The 15,226-nt window shown below is 56.9% G+C and carries 11 protein-coding genes; 5 read left to right on the top strand and 6 right to left on the bottom strand.

Features of this window, described 5'->3' with window-relative positions:
• Window positions 1–4: 4 nt before the first annotated feature.
• Window positions 5–1,030: a Mal regulon transcriptional regulator MalI gene (malI, locus tag ACK13D_RS04575; protein ID WP_010245345.1), complete on the bottom strand. Its 1,026-nt coding sequence runs from the start codon at window positions 1,028–1,030 to the stop codon at window positions 5–7.
• 174 nt (window positions 1,031–1,204) lie between these two features.
• Here malI and malX point away from each other — a divergent pair, with 174 nt between their 5' ends.
• From malX to add, 3 genes are all read left to right on the top strand, one after another.
• Window positions 1,205–2,794, top strand: a complete 1,590-nt coding sequence (malX, locus tag ACK13D_RS04570; protein WP_163639412.1) for a maltose/glucose-specific PTS transporter subunit IIBC — start codon at window positions 1,205–1,207, stop codon at window positions 2,792–2,794.
• Between the two features lie 16 nt (window positions 2,795–2,810).
• Window positions 2,811–3,983, top strand: coding sequence for a MalY/PatB family protein (locus ACK13D_RS04565; RefSeq protein ID WP_418795809.1), 1,173 nt, complete (start codon window positions 2,811–2,813; stop codon window positions 3,981–3,983).
• A gap of 143 nt (window positions 3,984–4,126) precedes the next feature.
• Window positions 4,127–5,122 carry an adenosine deaminase gene (add, locus tag ACK13D_RS04560; protein ID WP_064691285.1) on the top strand — a complete coding sequence of 332 codons (996 nt, stop codon included), beginning with the start codon at window positions 4,127–4,129 and terminating at the stop codon, window positions 5,120–5,122.
• A gap of 82 nt (window positions 5,123–5,204) precedes the next feature.
• Here the strand turns inward: add and ACK13D_RS04555 are convergent, their stop codons facing one another.
• The 5 genes from ACK13D_RS04555 to ACK13D_RS04535 all read right to left on the bottom strand — a co-directional run bounded on the left by ACK13D_RS04555 (window position 5,205) and on the right by ACK13D_RS04535 (window position 10,947).
• Entirely contained in the window at window positions 5,205–6,251 is a 1,047-nt protein-coding gene (locus ACK13D_RS04555; RefSeq protein ID WP_010670085.1) for an oxidoreductase, read from the bottom strand.
• A 102-nt stretch (window positions 6,252–6,353) separates the two neighbouring features.
• The gene (araC, locus tag ACK13D_RS04550; protein ID WP_003853440.1) at window positions 6,354–7,271 is read right to left on the bottom strand and encodes an arabinose operon transcriptional regulator AraC; all 918 of its coding nucleotides are present in this window, start codon (window positions 7,269–7,271) and stop codon (window positions 6,354–6,356) included.
• Window positions 7,272–7,347: 76 nt separating this feature from the next.
• Window positions 7,348–8,331, bottom strand: coding sequence for an L-arabinose ABC transporter permease AraH (gene araH, locus ACK13D_RS04545; RefSeq protein ID WP_010245363.1), 984 nt, complete (start codon window positions 8,329–8,331; stop codon window positions 7,348–7,350).
• A gap of 12 nt (window positions 8,332–8,343) precedes the next feature.
• Window positions 8,344–9,864 (bottom strand): L-arabinose ABC transporter ATP-binding protein AraG, encoded by a 1,521-nt coding sequence (araG, locus tag ACK13D_RS04540; RefSeq protein WP_010245364.1) that lies wholly within the window; start codon window positions 9,862–9,864, stop codon window positions 8,344–8,346.
• A 99-nt stretch (window positions 9,865–9,963) separates the two neighbouring features.
• Entirely contained in the window at window positions 9,964–10,947 is a 984-nt protein-coding gene (locus tag ACK13D_RS04535; RefSeq protein ID WP_010670084.1) for an arabinose ABC transporter substrate-binding protein, read from the bottom strand.
• Between the two features lie 365 nt (window positions 10,948–11,312).
• Here ACK13D_RS04535 and ACK13D_RS04530 point away from each other — a divergent pair, with 365 nt between their 5' ends.
• Together ACK13D_RS04530 and araA are read left to right on the top strand one after the other, a co-directional pair.
• Entirely contained in the window at window positions 11,313–13,016 is a 1,704-nt protein-coding gene (locus tag ACK13D_RS04530) for a ribulokinase (protein WP_061703991.1), read from the top strand.
• A 202-nt stretch (window positions 13,017–13,218) separates the two neighbouring features.
• A complete protein-coding gene (gene araA / locus ACK13D_RS04525; RefSeq protein WP_010670082.1) occupies window positions 13,219–14,718 on the top strand; it encodes an L-arabinose isomerase in 1,500 nt (499 codons plus the stop codon).
• Window positions 14,719–15,226: the final 508 nt, after the last annotated feature.

Raw genomic sequence — 15,226 nt, 5'->3', positions numbered from 1 at the left:
TTTTTTATGCCGAGCCGCGAATAACCAGCTGCGGCGGCATAATCACGTTCTGCCGGGCGGCATCCGGTTGCGCTATCCGTTGCAGGATACGCTCAGCTGCCACACGGCCAATCTCCCGGGCTGAACTGGTGACAAACGTCAGCGGCGGATCGGTCAGTTCCGCCTGCGGTTCATCGCCAAAGCCCATCAGAGCCAGCTGCTGATCGTAATAGCTGTCGACTGCACCCCGGGCGAATGTTCGCCCGGTGCGCAACAGCCCAAAATAGCATCCCAGCGCGGTAGTGGCGTTATAGGCCAGCACGGCAGTCAGCCGCGGATGGTGCTGAAACAGCTGTACCGCTGCTTCAGCCGCCTCTTTTTGCGTGTTACCGCATTCAATAATCCACTCCGGCCGGAACGGCAGCCCATATTGCAGCAGGGTGGCGCAGTAGCCGCCAAGACGTTCTGCCCGGGTCAGTGATGCGCTATGGCCGCCCAGCCAGGCAATGCGCTGATGCCCCTGACGAATCAGGTATTCTGTGGCCAGACGCGCAGCCTGAGCATTATCGGGGCGGATAGCGTCTACCTCCTCCAGGCTACTGGCGCGCGCGGCACAGACTAAGGCCATATTCACCTCTCTGGCCCGCGTCACGATCTGGCTGGCCTTATCGGCACCGCCTCCCAGCACTACGCCATCCACTCCCTGAGCGACCAGTGACTCAAAGCAGCGATGCAGATGTTGTCCCTGGGCACCGCTCTGCGTCAGGAACAGCAATTTGCCCTGCTTCTCCAGCGCTTCACTCAGGCCTGCCGTCATTTCGGCATAAAATGGCTGGCTGAGATCGCGGACGATCAAGCCAATCACGCCACTCTCCCCCCCGCGCAGCATGGTTGCCGAACGGTTACGCACGAAACCGAGTTGCTCAATGGCCTCGTTCACGCGCGCCATGGTGGCCGCAGAGATCCGTCCTTTGCCGGATAACACCAGCGATACCGTGGTCACCGACACGCCCGCCGCCGCCGCAACATCATTGATGGTGATTTTACTCATCAGATTACTCAACTGAATTACAGCATTAGAAAACAAGGTAAAACGTTACACCTTATGACGTCAGAATTATATCGTCCACGACCTGAAGAGTGTGATTCAGCGCGCATAAGATCCAGGTAAAACGTTTTATCATCCCGCCACTTCACTCAGTGGTCCGTTTATCCAGGAGCGTTCATGTCACCCTCTCACCAAAAAATGTCCGTCTGGGAATTTTTCCAGAGTCTGGGGAAAACCTTTATGCTGCCGGTTGCCCTGCTTTCCTTCTGCGGCATCATGCTCGGGATTGGCAGTTCGCTGAGCAGTCGTGATGTCCTGACCCTGTTACCTGTGCTGGATCAGCCCTGGCTGCAATATCTGTTTCTCTGGATGGCCAAACTGGGATCGTTCGCCTTTAGCTATCTGCCGGTGATGTTCGCCATTGCGATTCCGCTGGGTATGGCACGCGAGAACAAGGGCGTGGCAGCGTTTGCCGGCTTTGTGGGTTATGCCGTGCTAAACCTCAGCATCAACTTCTGGCTCAATATCCACGGCATTCTGCCAACCACCGATGCCGCCGTGCTGAAAGCTAACAACGTTCAGCCGATCCTGGGGATCCCGTCGATCGATACCGGCATTCTGGGCGCGGTCATTGTGGGTATTGTGGTGTTCTGGCTGCATGAGCGCTTTCATAATATCCGACTGCCCGATGCGCTGGCCTTCTTTGGCGGCACCCGGTTTGTGCCGATTATCACCACGCTGGTGATTGGTTTACTGGGACTGGTCGTCCCGCTGATCTGGCCTTTTTTCGCGCGGGGTATCACCGGATTAGGCTGGATGATTAACAGCGCAGGTGATTTTGGCCCGATGATCTTTGGTACCGGCGAACGTCTGCTGCTGCCGTTTGGCCTGCAGCATATTCTGGTCGCCATCATGCGCTTTACCGATGCAGGCGGCACACTGGATGTGTGTGGCAAGAGCGTGAGCGGTGCCTTAACCATTTTCCAGGCGCAGCTCGCCTGCCCGGAAACCCACGGTTTTGCTGAAAGCGCGACCCGCTTCCTGTCACAGGGTAAAATGCCTGCCTTCCTGGGTGGTCTGCCAGGTGCCGCACTAGCCATCTATCACTGCGCCCGCCCGGAGAATCGCCATAAGATCAAAGGCCTGTTGATCTCCGGCGTGGTGGCCTGCGTGGTCGGCGGCACCACCGAACCTATCGAATTCCTGTTTCTGTTTGTCGCCCCGTTCCTCTATCTGATCCACGCCCTGCTGACCGGCGTTGGCTTCAGCATCATGGCGATACTGGGCGTCACTATCGGCAATACAGACGGCAATATCATCGACTTTGTAGTGTTTGGTGTGCTGCACGGGCTGTCGACCAAATGGTACTGGGTACCCGTTGTCGCAGCGATATGGTTTGTCGGTTACTACCTGATTTTCCGTTTCGCCATTCTGCACTTCAATATCAAAACACCGGGCCGCGAAGTGGAAAGTGCCAGTGCGGTTGCGCAGCAGGTCAGCAATGCCGGTAAAGGCAAATCTGGCTATAACTCACCAGCTATTCTGGCGGCACTTGGCGGCGTGGAGAATATTACCTCGCTGGATAATTGTCTGACGCGCCTGCGTCTGACCCTGGCGGATATGAGTAAAGTGGATGATGCGGCGCTGAAAGCCAACGGCGCGATAGGTGTGGTCCATCTTAATCAGACCAGCCTGCAGGTGGTTATCGGTCCACAGGTGCAGTCGGTGAAAGATGAACTGTCACACCTGATGAATGTCACTGCCTGAAGTGCCGGAGCCGATAATGTTTAACTTTGACGAAGTCATCGATCGCCGCGGCAGCTGGTCTACCCAGTGGGATTTCGTGGCTGACCGCTTTGGCGTCCCCGATCTGCTGCCGTTTACCATTTCGGATATGGACTTCAGAACTGCGCCAGCGGTTCAGCAGGCGCTGGCCCAGCGCGTAGCACACGGCGTGTTGGGTTACAGTCGCTGGCAGCATGACGATTTTCTTTCCGCCTGCTGCCACTGGATGTCCAGCCGTTTCGGCTACCAGCCCGATGCTGACACGCTGGTTTATGGACCCTCGGTGATCTATATGGTGGCGCAGATGCTGCGCCGCTGGAGCAACCCGGATGATGAAGTGGTGCTCCACACCCCCGCCTACGATGCTTTTTATAAAACGGTACGCGGCAATCAGCGACAGGTGCTGGAGATGCCGCTGCAGCGGGATAACGGTAGCTGGCGATGTGATATGGCCGCGCTGGAGACGCGGCTGGCGCGCCCGCGCTGCAAGATCCTGTTGCTCTGCAGCCCGCACAATCCCACCGGTAAAGTGTGGACAGCAGCTGAGCTGCACCAGATGGCGGCGCTCTGCGATCGTCACGGCGTGCGGGTGATCAGCGATGAAATCCATATGGATATGGTAGTGGGTAATCAGCCCCATACTCCGTGGGCCAGCGTGGCGCGCAGTGACTGGGCGCTGTTTACCTCGGCGTCGAAAAGCTTCAACGTGCCGGGCCTGACCGGTGCGTGGGGAATCATCCCGGATGCGGCAGACAGAGCCGCCTGGTTTCAGGCGCTGAAAAATGCTGACGGCCTTTCTTCTCCGGCCGTGCTGGCCGTCACGGCACACGTTGCGGCTTACCGTCAGGGCGCATCCTGGCTGGATGCCCTGCGCAGCTATCTTTATAATAATTTCATACTGGTTGCCAATCGGCTTAACGCTGAGTTTCCCGCACTGAACTGGCACATTCCCGAGGCGACCTATCTCGCCTGGCTCGATATCAATCCGCTGGGCATTCCTGAAGAGGCCCTGCAACAGGCGCTGATCCAGCAACGGGTCGCAATTATGCCCGGATCGACCTACGGTGATGCAGGCAAAGGGTTTTTGCGTCTTAACGTCGGCTGTCCGCGCAGCAAAGTTGATGAGGGCGTTTCACGCCTGATTGCGGCGATCCATCAGTTGCAGAAGTGATATTAACCGGCGAGGCAACCATTGCTCGCCGGTTATGCGTAATTAAGCAGCATCCGGCGCGGCTGTTGCGCAAATAGCTGGCGCTGTTGCGCAAGATATTTTTATAATGCTCTGCACTTCACCGACAACTGAGCGAGTGCGCCATGATCGATTCTAAAATTCCTCTGACTGATATTCACCGCCACCTTGATGGCAACATCCGTGCACAAACCATTCTCGATTTAGGTCGCCAGTTTAACCTCGCCCTGCCTGCTTCCACGCTGGAAACGCTGCGTCCGCATGTGCAGGTCGGCCAGAATGAGCCTGACCTGGTGAGCTTCCTGCAGAAGCTCGACTGGGGTGTGAAAGTGCTGGGTGATCTGGATGCCTGCCGCCGGATCGCGCAGGAGAATGTCGAAGATGCCGCCCGCGCGGGCATTCACTATGCTGAACTGCGTTTTTCCCCTGGTTATATGGCGATGACCCACAACCTGCCGATTGCCGGTGTGGTTGAAGCGGTAATTGAGGGCGTGCGCGCAGGCCGTCAGCAGCACGATATCGACGTGCGTCTGATCGGTATTATGAGCCGTACCTTTGGCGAAGATGCCTGCCTCAGCGAACTGGAAGGTTTGCTTGCCCATCGCGATCACATCACCGCGGTCGATCTGGCGGGTGATGAGCTGGGCTTCCCGGGCAGCGAGTTCCTGAGCCACTTTACCCAGGCGCGCGATGCCGGTTTCCGCGTGACCGTCCATGCGGGCGAGGCGGCCGGACCCGAGAGCATCTGGCAGGCGATTCGGGAGCTGGGTGCAGAACGTATCGGTCACGGCGTGAAAGCGATTGAAGATCGCGCGCTGATGGATTTCCTGGCGGAGCACCGTATTGGTATTGAATCCTGCCTGACCTCCAATATCCAGACCAGCACCGTGCCATCACTGGCGCAGCATCCGCTGAAGACCTTCCTGGAGCATGGCATTCTGGCGACGATTAACACGGATGATCCGGCGGTTCAGGGCATTGAACTGGCGCATGAGTATCATCACGCCGCTCCGGCTGCCGGTCTGAGCGCGGCGCAGATCCGTCAGGCGCAGGAAAATGGTCTGACGATTGCGTTCCTTAGCGAAGAAGAGAAAGCGGCTCTTCGCGCCCGGGTGCAGTAATCCTGAAGCGTAGCGACAAAAAACGGGCCGGATATCCGGCCCGTTTCGCTTTTTTACTTATTGCGTTTTAAGCACCGACCGATTAAACGCGCTTCAGCGACATCGTCTGGCGTTTCTCGGCAGATTGCAGACCTAACTCGATCAGCTCCATCACATGAATCGCCTCTTCCGCTGTCACCGGATTGTTACCACGTCCGGCAATCGCATCGCGGATGCCCGCATAGTAAGCGGGATAGTTGCCTGGCTGGGTCAGTTGGGTCGTTTCGGTCAGGGAATCTCCGTCAACCAGCGTCAGAGTGCCATCACGCATGTCATAGCCCCAGTCTTCCTGCGGCGGGAAGTCACCTGACTTCAGGCGATCTTCCTGCGGATCAAGACCATATTTGACGTAACTGCCGCGCGTGCCGTGGACGGTATAACGGGCAGATTCTGCCGCGACCAGCATGCTGGCGTGCAGCACGACACGGCGCTGCGGATAAGTCAGCGTCGCGTGGAAGTAGTCGGTGGTCTGCGCGCCCGGACGCATCTCGGCCAGATCAACCGTGATAGCGACCGGCGGGCCAAACAGCTGCAGCGCCTGGTCCAGCAGATGCGGCCCCAGGTCATACCAGATTCCGCTGCCTGCGCCTTTCATTTCACGCCAGCGATTACGCACTTCCAGACGGAAGCGGTCAAAGTGCGATTCGAAGTAGCGTACTTCACCCAGCGTACCGGCCTCAATCAGCGATTTCAGCGTCAGGAAGTCACTGTCCCAGCGGCGGTTGTGGAACACCGACAGCAGCAGCCCTTTGGCTTTCGCCAGCGCATCCAGTTCACGTGCCTGTGACAACGTCACGGTGAAAGGCTTATCGACCACCACATGTTTACCAGCGTTCAGCGCTGCTTTTGCCAGCGGGAAGTGCGTGTCGTTCGGGGTAGGAATAACAATCAGTTGCAGCGTCGGGTCGTCCAGCAGCGCCTGAGGGTCGGCCACCACCTTAACGGCGGGCCAGTCGGCGTGGACTTTGCTGGCGTCGCTACTGGAAATGGCTGCCAGCTCGACGTCCGGCGTCCCCGCAATCAGCGGGGCGTGAAACGTTTTACTGGCAAAACCGTAGCCGATCAGACCAACACGTAATTTATCGCTCATTTGGATTCCTCTCAGAGCCTGATTGACCAGGCTCTTAGTTGATAACCTGATTGATTTAAGACTATTAACCAAATGACGACAAGCCGGAATTCCCCGAAAAAACTAAGAGATAGCACTTCGCGCCAGCGGCCAGGCGGTCTGAGCGGCCAGGCTGTCGTGCGCATCCTGATTACGGCGGCGGAAGTCGCTGGGACTGACGCCGACCCGCTTGCGGAACACCCGCGAGAAGTAGAGCTGATCGTCATAGCCCACTTCACGTCCTACCGAGGCGATCGGTTCCTGGGTGGTCTGCAGCAGCAGTTTCGCGCGGATTACACGCTGATCTTCACGCCAGCGCAGCAGGTTCACACCCATCTGCTCGCGGAACAGGTGCGCCAGCCGCGACGGCGACAGACAGACGTGGCGCGCCACCTCTTCAATCTTAACCTCACTGGCGAGATGGTTGGTGACGTACTGGCAGGCTTCAATCACGCGCGGATCGCGAATTAACTGATGGCTGCGAGGATCTTCTTCAACGGCGCGCAGCAGCAGCCGTTCCAGCAGGTTCATCGCCAGCTCTTCCGCAAAGCGACGGCCCGAATTGTGGGTCTGTTCGATACTGGCAAACAGGCGATCAAATTCGCCACGCAGCGATTCAGGCAGCAGCAGTCGTCCCACGCCCTCCTGCTCATCCTGCCAGCGCAGCCAGTCGTGCCAGTAGGCGCGCGGACGGAAATAGACCCAGCGGTGAAACCACTGCGGGCTGTCCGGCGCGCGACCATAATAGTGAGCCGTTTTCGGCTGAAACAGCAGCATTTCGCCAGGTTCGCAGTCAAATGCCCGCTCGCCGTCAAATACCCGCCCTTTACCTTTAATAGTGAGATTCAGAATGTAACCTTTCATGCCGTGCGGGCGATCGATAAAGAAATCGAGCGGGCCATCTGCGGTAATGGGCGTCAGCCCCGCCACCAGCCAGGCATTGAATGAATAGCCCGGCAACAAGGGGTTTTGCTGCTCGGCCGGTAATTCACGGTGATACATAGCGTCCTCACTCAGTCTGTTATTGTTCGGATAGCCCGCAGAGGCTTCTGCCTCTGCGGACCAACGGCTCGCTCAATCAGGCTTTTTTCTGTTTGTAACGGTCAAAAATCACCGCAGCTAACAGTATCAGACCGCGTACCACATACTGTGAGAATGGCGAGATATTCAATAAATTCATCGCATTCTCTACCGTGCCGAGGATCAGCACCCCTGCCACCACATAGGAGATTTTACCGATGCCGCCCTTCAGCGAAACGCCACCCAGCACGCAGGCAGAAATCACCACCAGCTCATAGCCGATGGAAGTCATTGGCTGGCCGCTGGTCATACGTGACGCCAGGATGATGCCCGCCGCCGCTGAAACCAGACCGGAGAGGATAAAGATGATGATGCGGGTACGCACCACTGGCACACCGGCCAGACGTGCTGCTTCTTCATTGCCGCCAATCGCCAGGGTGTTACGGCCAAAGGTGGTTTTGTTGAGCAGGAAGCCGAAGATCAGCATGGTGGCCAGAGTCAGCCAGATGGGTGCGGGCACGCCAAGCCAGTTGGCAAAGCCCAGTTCGAAGAAGCGCTCATCTTCGATACCGACCGCTTTACCGTCAGAGAAGATATAGGCCAGCCCGCGGACAATCTGCATGGTCGCCAGCGTGGTGATCAGCGCATTGATCTTGAGGCGGGCAATCACAAAGCCGTTGATAAAGCCGGTGATCATACCGAGTACCAGACCGGCACCCACGCCAATCCACAGGCTTTCGGTCATATTAATCACCACGGCGGTAACTACACCCGCACAGGCGATGACGGAAGCGACCGACAGGTCAAAATCACCGGAGGCCAGACAGAACAGCATGCCGCAGGCGACCATGCCGGACATCGACATTGCCAGCCCTAAGCCTTTCATATTGATAAACGAGCCGAAGTTCGGCACAAAGATCGCACAGACAATAAACAGCAGTGCAAATACCACCAGCATGCCGAAGTTGTCCCAGATGCGACCTAACTGCAGGCCGCCGCGTGAAGCGGGCTGCGGCGTATTTGAGGTCGTGGATGAAGCCATGATGATCTCCTGTCAGGCCACGGCGGCCGCTTGAGTGGTTTTGGGCATCGCCAGGCTCAGCGTCTGCTGTTCCGTGGCGTCGTCGTGTAGCAGTTCACCGGCAATGGCACCTTCGCGCATTACCACGATGCGATCGGCCAGGCCCATCACTTCCGGTAAATCGCTGGAGGCGAACAGCACCGCAATGCCCCGGTTCGCCAGCTGATAAATCAGGTTATAGATTTCATGTTTGGCACCGACATCGATACCGCGCGTTGGCTCATCCAGCAGGATCACCTTCATATCCTCTGACAGCCAGCGTCCCAGAATCGCCTTCTGCTGGTTGCCGCCGGAAAGGTTCATGATCAGCTGATCGGCGCTGGGCGTTTTGATGTTCAGCGAGCGGATATGGCTGTCGGCATTTTTATTTTCCCAGCCGTTTTTAATCAGGCAGCCCGCAGTAAGGTTATGACGACGGGCGCTGATGTTGATGTTGTCGCGCACCGAATGCACCGGAATAATGCCCTCGGCTTTGCGATCTTCCGGGCAGAGCATGATGCCCGCACGGATGGCATCGATCGGCTCCCGCAGCGGCAGCGGTTTGCCGTCCAGAATCACCTGACCGCCGCGCAGACGCGTGCCGCCGAACAGCCCTTTCAGCAGTTCACTGCGACCGGCACCGACCAGGCCAAACAGGCCGACGATTTCACCGGCATGGACTTTCAGCGAAATCGGCGTCCGCACGCCCTTCGCTTCGACCTTGTCCAGCTCCAGCCGCACCGCGCCTTTAGCTCGCGGTGAATAGCCATAAATATCACCGAGGTTTCGTCCCACCATCGCCTGCACCAGATCGTCGTGATGGGTGTTAGCCATATCGGTAAACGTCCGCACGTAGCGGCCATCTTTAAAGACGGTGATGGCATCGCTGAGGGCGAAGATCTCCTCCATGCGGTGTGAAACGTAGAGCACCACCCGGCCCTCCTCACGGAGCTGACGGATGACGCGGAACAGGTTGTCGATTTCACGCGCTGAAAGTGAGCTGGTTGGCTCATCAAAGGCGATAATACGCGCGTTACGCGCCAGCGCTTTGGCAATCTCCACCATCTGCCACTGCCCCAGCGACAGGTATTTCAGCGGCATATCGGGATCGATATCCATGCCGAGATTTTTCAGTTGCAGGCCCGCCTCAAAACGCATCAGCTTACGGTTGACCAGCCCATGTTTGTGCGGGATCTGACCGAGATAGATGTTCTCTGCCACGCTCATTTCCGGCACCAGATGCAGTTCCTGGTAAATAATGGCGACGCCCGCGTCCAGCGCATCGGTGGTGCGCTGAAAGCTCATCGGCTGGCCTTTAATACGAATCTCACCGCCGCTCGGCTGATAACTGCCGCTGAGTATTTTTAACAGCGTCGATTTGCCTGCGCCGTTCTCGCCCATCAGAGCATGGACTTCACCGCCACGGCAGTCGAAGGAGATATCCTGCAACGCTTTGACGCCAGGGAAGGTTTTACTGATGCCATGAAACGACAGAAATGCTGAATCAGTGTTCATGTTTTTCCTCACTCTTTCGCGCCACCGGCCGGTTATGGCGGGCGGCGCGAAATTGGCTATTAAGGATGCCAGGCGACAAACTGCCTGGCAGGCTCAGGGTTACATCAGTCCTTTTTTCGCCAGTTCAGTTTTGAAGTTGTCACGGGTGATCAGCACCACATCGGTAACTTCGGTGAATTTCGGTGGCTCTTCACCTTTGCTGACCCAGTTGTAAAGCATCTGGCTGCTTTTGTAGCCGTGGATATCCGGGCTTGGCAGCAGCGAGCCGTAGAAGCCGGTCGCCTTCTCTTTCGACAGTTCACTGATGGCATCCACGCCGTTGATGCCGATACCGATGACGTCAGCCGCTTTAAAGCCCTGACCTTCGGTCGCGCGCACGCCGCCCAGCACGGTGTTGTCGTTCATGCCGACAATCAGCCAGTGTTTGACTTCAGGATGCTGAACCAGCAGAGAGTTACCGGCGTCGAACGCGCCAGGAATGTCGTTAGATTTGGTGGGGACCTGGTAGATCTGCGCTGCCGGGAAGCCAGCGGCTTTGATGGCGTCCATGGAGCCGCCGGTACGACGACGAGCGGTGTCGAGTTCGTTGGCGGTAATCGCCATCACGCCGGTGGTTTTCACATCCCAGCCGCGTTTCTGCATCTCTTTGTAGAGTTCCTGACCCTGACGCTCACCAATTTTGGTCGCAGCCATCATCACCAGCGGCACGGTATCCATTGGTTTGCCTTTGGCGGTGACGAACTGGTCATCGACCGCGATGACTTTCAGACCGTAGCCACGCGCTTTTGCCATGATGGCAGAGCCGAGTTTCGGATCGGGCGTACAGATAACAAAACCTTTCGCGCCGTTAGCCGCCAGGCTGTCGATGGCATTCAGGGTTTTTTCACCATCCGGCACGGCAATTTTAATGACATCAAAGCCAAGATCTTTGCCCGCTTTGTCGGCGAATTTCCATTCAGTCTGGAACCAGGGTTCCTCTGGTTGCTTGACTAAGAATCCCAGCTTCATGGTCTCGGCGATAGCGGATTGTGACATAACCGCTGCCAGGCCGATGACCGCGAACGCTTTAGTGAATTTATGCATGATGCTCTCCGGTACCAGGTTATTTTTCGCTGCTAATAACGAATCGGTGTAAACGCTACCAGTTTGTTTTGTTTTGTGGGTACAGCCATAAATCAGTGCGTTAGGCTGGCATGTGCTGACAGACTGTCCAGACGCTGGGCTAGTTTTAGCGGTATTAGCGAAGAAAAATGTAGAGCGGTATCACATCTTAAAATCACGACAAAATGATCCATATATTCAGCAAATTTAACCGGACCTTAACTTTTGCAATGGATCACAAAATCACTGCCGATGACAGAAAAGTGCATATTGTCAGCCAGCGATGACTAACTGATTTGGCGCGCCGAACCCAGGATACAGGAGTTAACTAACTACAGGAGATTCCGATGCGTGCTGGAGCCATCACCCTTGGGCTGGACTTTGGTAGTGATTCGGTGCGTGCGCTGGCCGTGGATTGTCATAGCGGCAAAGAGCTGCAGAGTGCGGTGTTCAGCTATCCGCGCTGGCAACAGGGCTTATACAGCGATCCGCACACTAACCGTTTTCGTCACCATCCACAGGATTACATCGACGCCATGGAGCAGGCGCTGCTCGGCGTGCTGAATGCACTGAGTGAAGATCAGCGCAACGCCGTGGTCGGCATTGGTGTTGACAGCACCGGTTCGACCCCTGCCCCTATTGACCGCGACGGCAACGTGCTGGCGCTGCGTCCGGAGTTCGCCGACAACCCCAACGCGATGTTTGTGTTGTGGAAAGATCACACCGCTATAGAAGAAGCGGAAGAGATCAATCAGCTGTGCCACAGCGGCCGCTTCCAGGATTACAGCCGCTATATTGGCGGAATTTACTCCTCAGAGTGGTTCTGGGCGAAGATTCTGCACGTGTCGCGTGAAGATGCGGCCGTGCGTGACGCCGCTGTCTCCTGGGTCGAGCTGTGCGACTGGGTGCCAGCCCTGTTAAGCGGCACCACCGCACCTGACAAATTGCGTCGGGGGCGCTGTGCGGCCGGGCACAAGGCGCTGTGGCACGGCGACTGGAACGGTCTGCCCGATGTGGATTTTCTCAATGCGCTGGACCCGCTGTTAACGCAACAGCTCGACTCTCCCCTGTTTACCGATACCTGGACCGCTGATCTGCCTGTCGGCACGCTTAGCCCTGAATGGGCGCAGCGTCTTGGCCTGACGCAAACCGTGACGCTTTCGGGTGGCGCATTTGACTGCCATATGGGCGCGGTCGGTGGCGGTGCCAAACCCTATACCCTGGTGAAAGTGATCGGCACCTCGACCTGCGACATCCTGATTGCGGATAGTGAAAAGGTCGGCGATCGCGACATCAAAGGCATCTGTGGTCAGGTCGATGGCAGCGTAATGCCAGGCGCTATCGGGCTGGAGGCGGGTCAGTCTGCCTTTGGTGATATCTACGCCTGGTTCAGCCGTTTACTGGGCTGGCCGCTGCAGCTGGCGGCGCAGCAGCATCCGGAGCTGAAGCCTCAGCTGGCTGAGATGCAAAAGAGTCTGATTAAAGATCTGACCGAGGCCTGGGCCGCAAACCCGCAGCTCGACCATCTGCCGGTGGTGCTGGACTGGTTTAACGGTCGCCGCACGCCAAATGCTAATCAGCGGCTGAAAGGGGTGATTACCGACCTCAATCTGGGCACCGATGCCCCCGCCCTGTTTGGTGGTCTGGTCGCCGCCACCGCATTTGGTGCACGCGCAATTATGGAGTGCTTCGAGCAACAGCAGATCCCGGTCGAGAGCATTCTGACCCTGGGCGGCATCGCGCGGAAATCCCCGGCGATTATGCAGGCCTGCTGCGATGTGATGAACCGCCCACTGGATATCGTCGCTTCTGACGAGTGCTGTGCGCTGGGTGCGGCCATTTTCGCCGCCGTCGCCGCCGGTGTGCATGCCAGCGTTCCCGACGCCCAGCAGGTGATGGCCAGCCCGATTGCCGTGACGCTGCAGCCCGATCCGGCGCGCGTCGCACGCTATCAACAACTTTATCAACGCTATCAACAATGGTGCGTGGCGGCTGAACCGCAATACGCCGCACGCCCCGCTTCCGCTAAGAGCCTATCTCAGCAGGCGTAATGTTGCAGGCAGTCTGGACACGGACAGCGCGGAACAATCCGTAGTACACGGAGTACGTGAGGATTACTCGCTACGCTCGCCCTTTCAGGGCCGCCCTGACGGGCGTTCAGGTTGCTAAAGCAGCCTGTGTGAGCACTGCCCAGGTTCAGACTGACAAATAAAATAGCCTATTGAGGTAGGCTCAAAGTAAAGGAGTGATTTTATGGAACAGTCAAACAGCTACAGCGTGTGGTTTGTCATCGGCACGCAGCACCTCTACGGGGCGGAGACGTTACGCCAGGTTGAACAGAATGCACGTCAGGTGGTAGAGGGTTTAAATCAGGCCGGTTTACCGCTGCGTCTGGAGCTGAAACCGCTGGTTAAATCACCGGATGAAGCGCTGGCTCTGTGTCGCGACGCCAATTATGACAAGGAGTGCGTCGGTATCATTACCTGGCTGCACACCTTCTCCCCGGCCAAAATGTGGATCGGTGGCCTGAGCGTGCTGAATAAGCCGCTGCTGCAATTCCATACCCAGTTCAATGCGGAGATTCCGTGGGACAGCATGGACATGGACTTTATGAACCTGAACCAGACCGCACACGGCGGCCGCGAGTTCGGTTTCATCGGCGCACGTATGGGCCTGCAGCACAGCGTGGTGACCGGTCACTGGCAGGATAGCGCCAGCCAGCAGCGCCTCGGCAACTGGATGCGTGCAGCGCTGACAAAACAGGCCAGTCAGCAGCTGAAAGTCGCGCGTTTCGGCGACAACATGCGTGAAGTGGCCGTGACCGAAGGCGATAAAGTCGCCGCGCAGATTCAGTTCGGTTATTCGGTGAATGGCTGGGGCGTCGGCGACCTGGTTGAGGTGATCAATGGCGTCAGCGATGGCGACGTGAATGCGCTGGTCGACGAATATGAAAGCCTGTATCGCTTTACCGATGTTGCCGCTTCCGGCGGCGAAAAGCGTCAGAACGTGCTGGATGCCGCACGCATTGAGCTGGGTCTGAAACGTTTCCTGGAAGCAGAAGGCTGCCACGCTTTCACCACCAACTTCCAGACGCTGCACGGCATGACGCAATTGCCAGGTCTGGCGGTTCAGCGTCTGATGGGTCAGGGTTATGGCTTCGCAGGTGAAGGTGACTGGAAGACCGCTGCGCTGCTGCGCATTTTCAAAGTGCTGGCAGGCGATCGCAAAGGTGGCACCTCCTTTATGGAGGATTACACCTATCACTTCTCACCCGGTAACGATCTGGTTCTCGGCTCGCATATGCTGGAGGTCTGCCCGTCAATTGCCATTGAAGAGAAGCCATTGATCGATGTGCAGTTCCTGGGCATTGGTGATAAAGCCGACCCGGCGCGCATGATTTTCTCAACGCCAGCGGGTCGCGCGATTAACGCCAGCGTAATTGATATGGGTGATCGTTTCCGTCTGCTGGTTAACGTGGTGGATGCTATCGAACAGCCGAAACCGCTGCCGAAGTTGCCGGTTGCGCGCGCACTGTGGAAAGCCCAGCCGTCACTGGCAACAGCATCCGAAGCGTGGATTCTGGGCGGCGGCGCGCACCATACGGTGTTCAGCCAGGCGCTGACGCTGGATGATATGTATCTGTACGGTGAGATGAACGATATCGAAGTGCTGGTGATTGATGAGCACACGCGTTTACCTGCGTTTAAAGACGCACTGCGCTGGAACGAAGCGTATTACCGTTTGAAACGTTAATAACTAAAGGGCGCTGTTCGATTTTTTAATTAACAGCGCTCTTAAGTAAGTTAATGAAACGGCTGACGCAGGATTATGTGGCATCAGTTTTTGATAAATACTGTGCTATTCAGTCGGGAATTGAAAATTCCATGCGGCGAACACCTTAATTTACTGCTCGTTATCTACCCCTTATTAATACTTTCTCGCATGTTTTTAAAAGCAATGATTAAGCCTAATCGGGAAGGAAAGGTATGCCTGAAAAGCAAAGCGTCCGTGCCAGGGATGGCGCGGCCGATCCGCATGGATGCGGGAATCCTTTGCGATCAGGCATACCTTTCCTGACCTTTCTCATCAGCCAACAGCAATTTGAATTAATCCACCATCAATAGAAATATCCACTGTCCTGCTTCTTAAAGCGATGCATCAGCCCAACCGGGAAAGAAAGGTATGCCTGAAAAGCAAAGCGTCCACGCCAGGGATGGCGCGGCCGATCCGCATGGATGCGGGAATCCTTTGCGATCAGGCA

Origin of the sequence: Pantoea sp. K16 (assembly GCF_048452805.1) — a bacterium.
Taxonomy (GTDB): domain Bacteria; phylum Pseudomonadota; class Gammaproteobacteria; order Enterobacterales; family Enterobacteriaceae; genus Pantoea; species Pantoea agglomerans.
Note: the sequence above shows the minus strand (reverse complement) of the source record. Positions and strands in the feature narration are given on the sequence as shown.

Bases quoted from the DNA above. Each gene is read 5' to 3' on its own strand.
- ACK13D_RS04555 (WP_010670085.1), bottom strand. From the start codon at position 6,251: ATGAGCGATAAATTACGTGTTGGTCTGATCGGCTACGGTTTTGCCAGT.
- araG (WP_010245364.1), bottom strand. From the start codon at position 9,864: ATGAACACTGATTCAGCATTTCTGTCGTTTCATGGCATCAGTAAAACC.
- add (WP_064691285.1), top strand. From the start codon at position 4,127: ATGATCGATTCTAAAATTCCTCTGACTGATATTCACCGCCACCTTGAT.
- malX (WP_163639412.1), top strand. From the start codon at position 1,205: ATGTCACCCTCTCACCAAAAAATGTCCGTCTGGGAATTTTTCCAGAGT.
- malI (WP_010245345.1), bottom strand. From the start codon at position 1,030: ATGAGTAAAATCACCATCAATGATGTTGCGGCGGCGGCGGGCGTGTCG.
- ACK13D_RS04530 (WP_061703991.1), top strand. From the start codon at position 11,313: ATGCGTGCTGGAGCCATCACCCTTGGGCTGGACTTTGGTAGTGATTCG.
- araH (WP_010245363.1), bottom strand. From the start codon at position 8,331: ATGGCTTCATCCACGACCTCAAATACGCCGCAGCCCGCTTCACGCGGC.
- araC (WP_003853440.1), bottom strand. From the start codon at position 7,271: ATGTATCACCGTGAATTACCGGCCGAGCAGCAAAACCCCTTGTTGCCG.
- araA (WP_010670082.1), top strand. From the start codon at position 13,219: ATGGAACAGTCAAACAGCTACAGCGTGTGGTTTGTCATCGGCACGCAG.
- ACK13D_RS04535 (WP_010670084.1), bottom strand. From the start codon at position 10,947: ATGCATAAATTCACTAAAGCGTTCGCGGTCATCGGCCTGGCAGCGGTT.
- ACK13D_RS04565 (WP_418795809.1), top strand. From the start codon at position 2,811: ATGTTTAACTTTGACGAAGTCATCGATCGCCGCGGCAGCTGGTCTACC.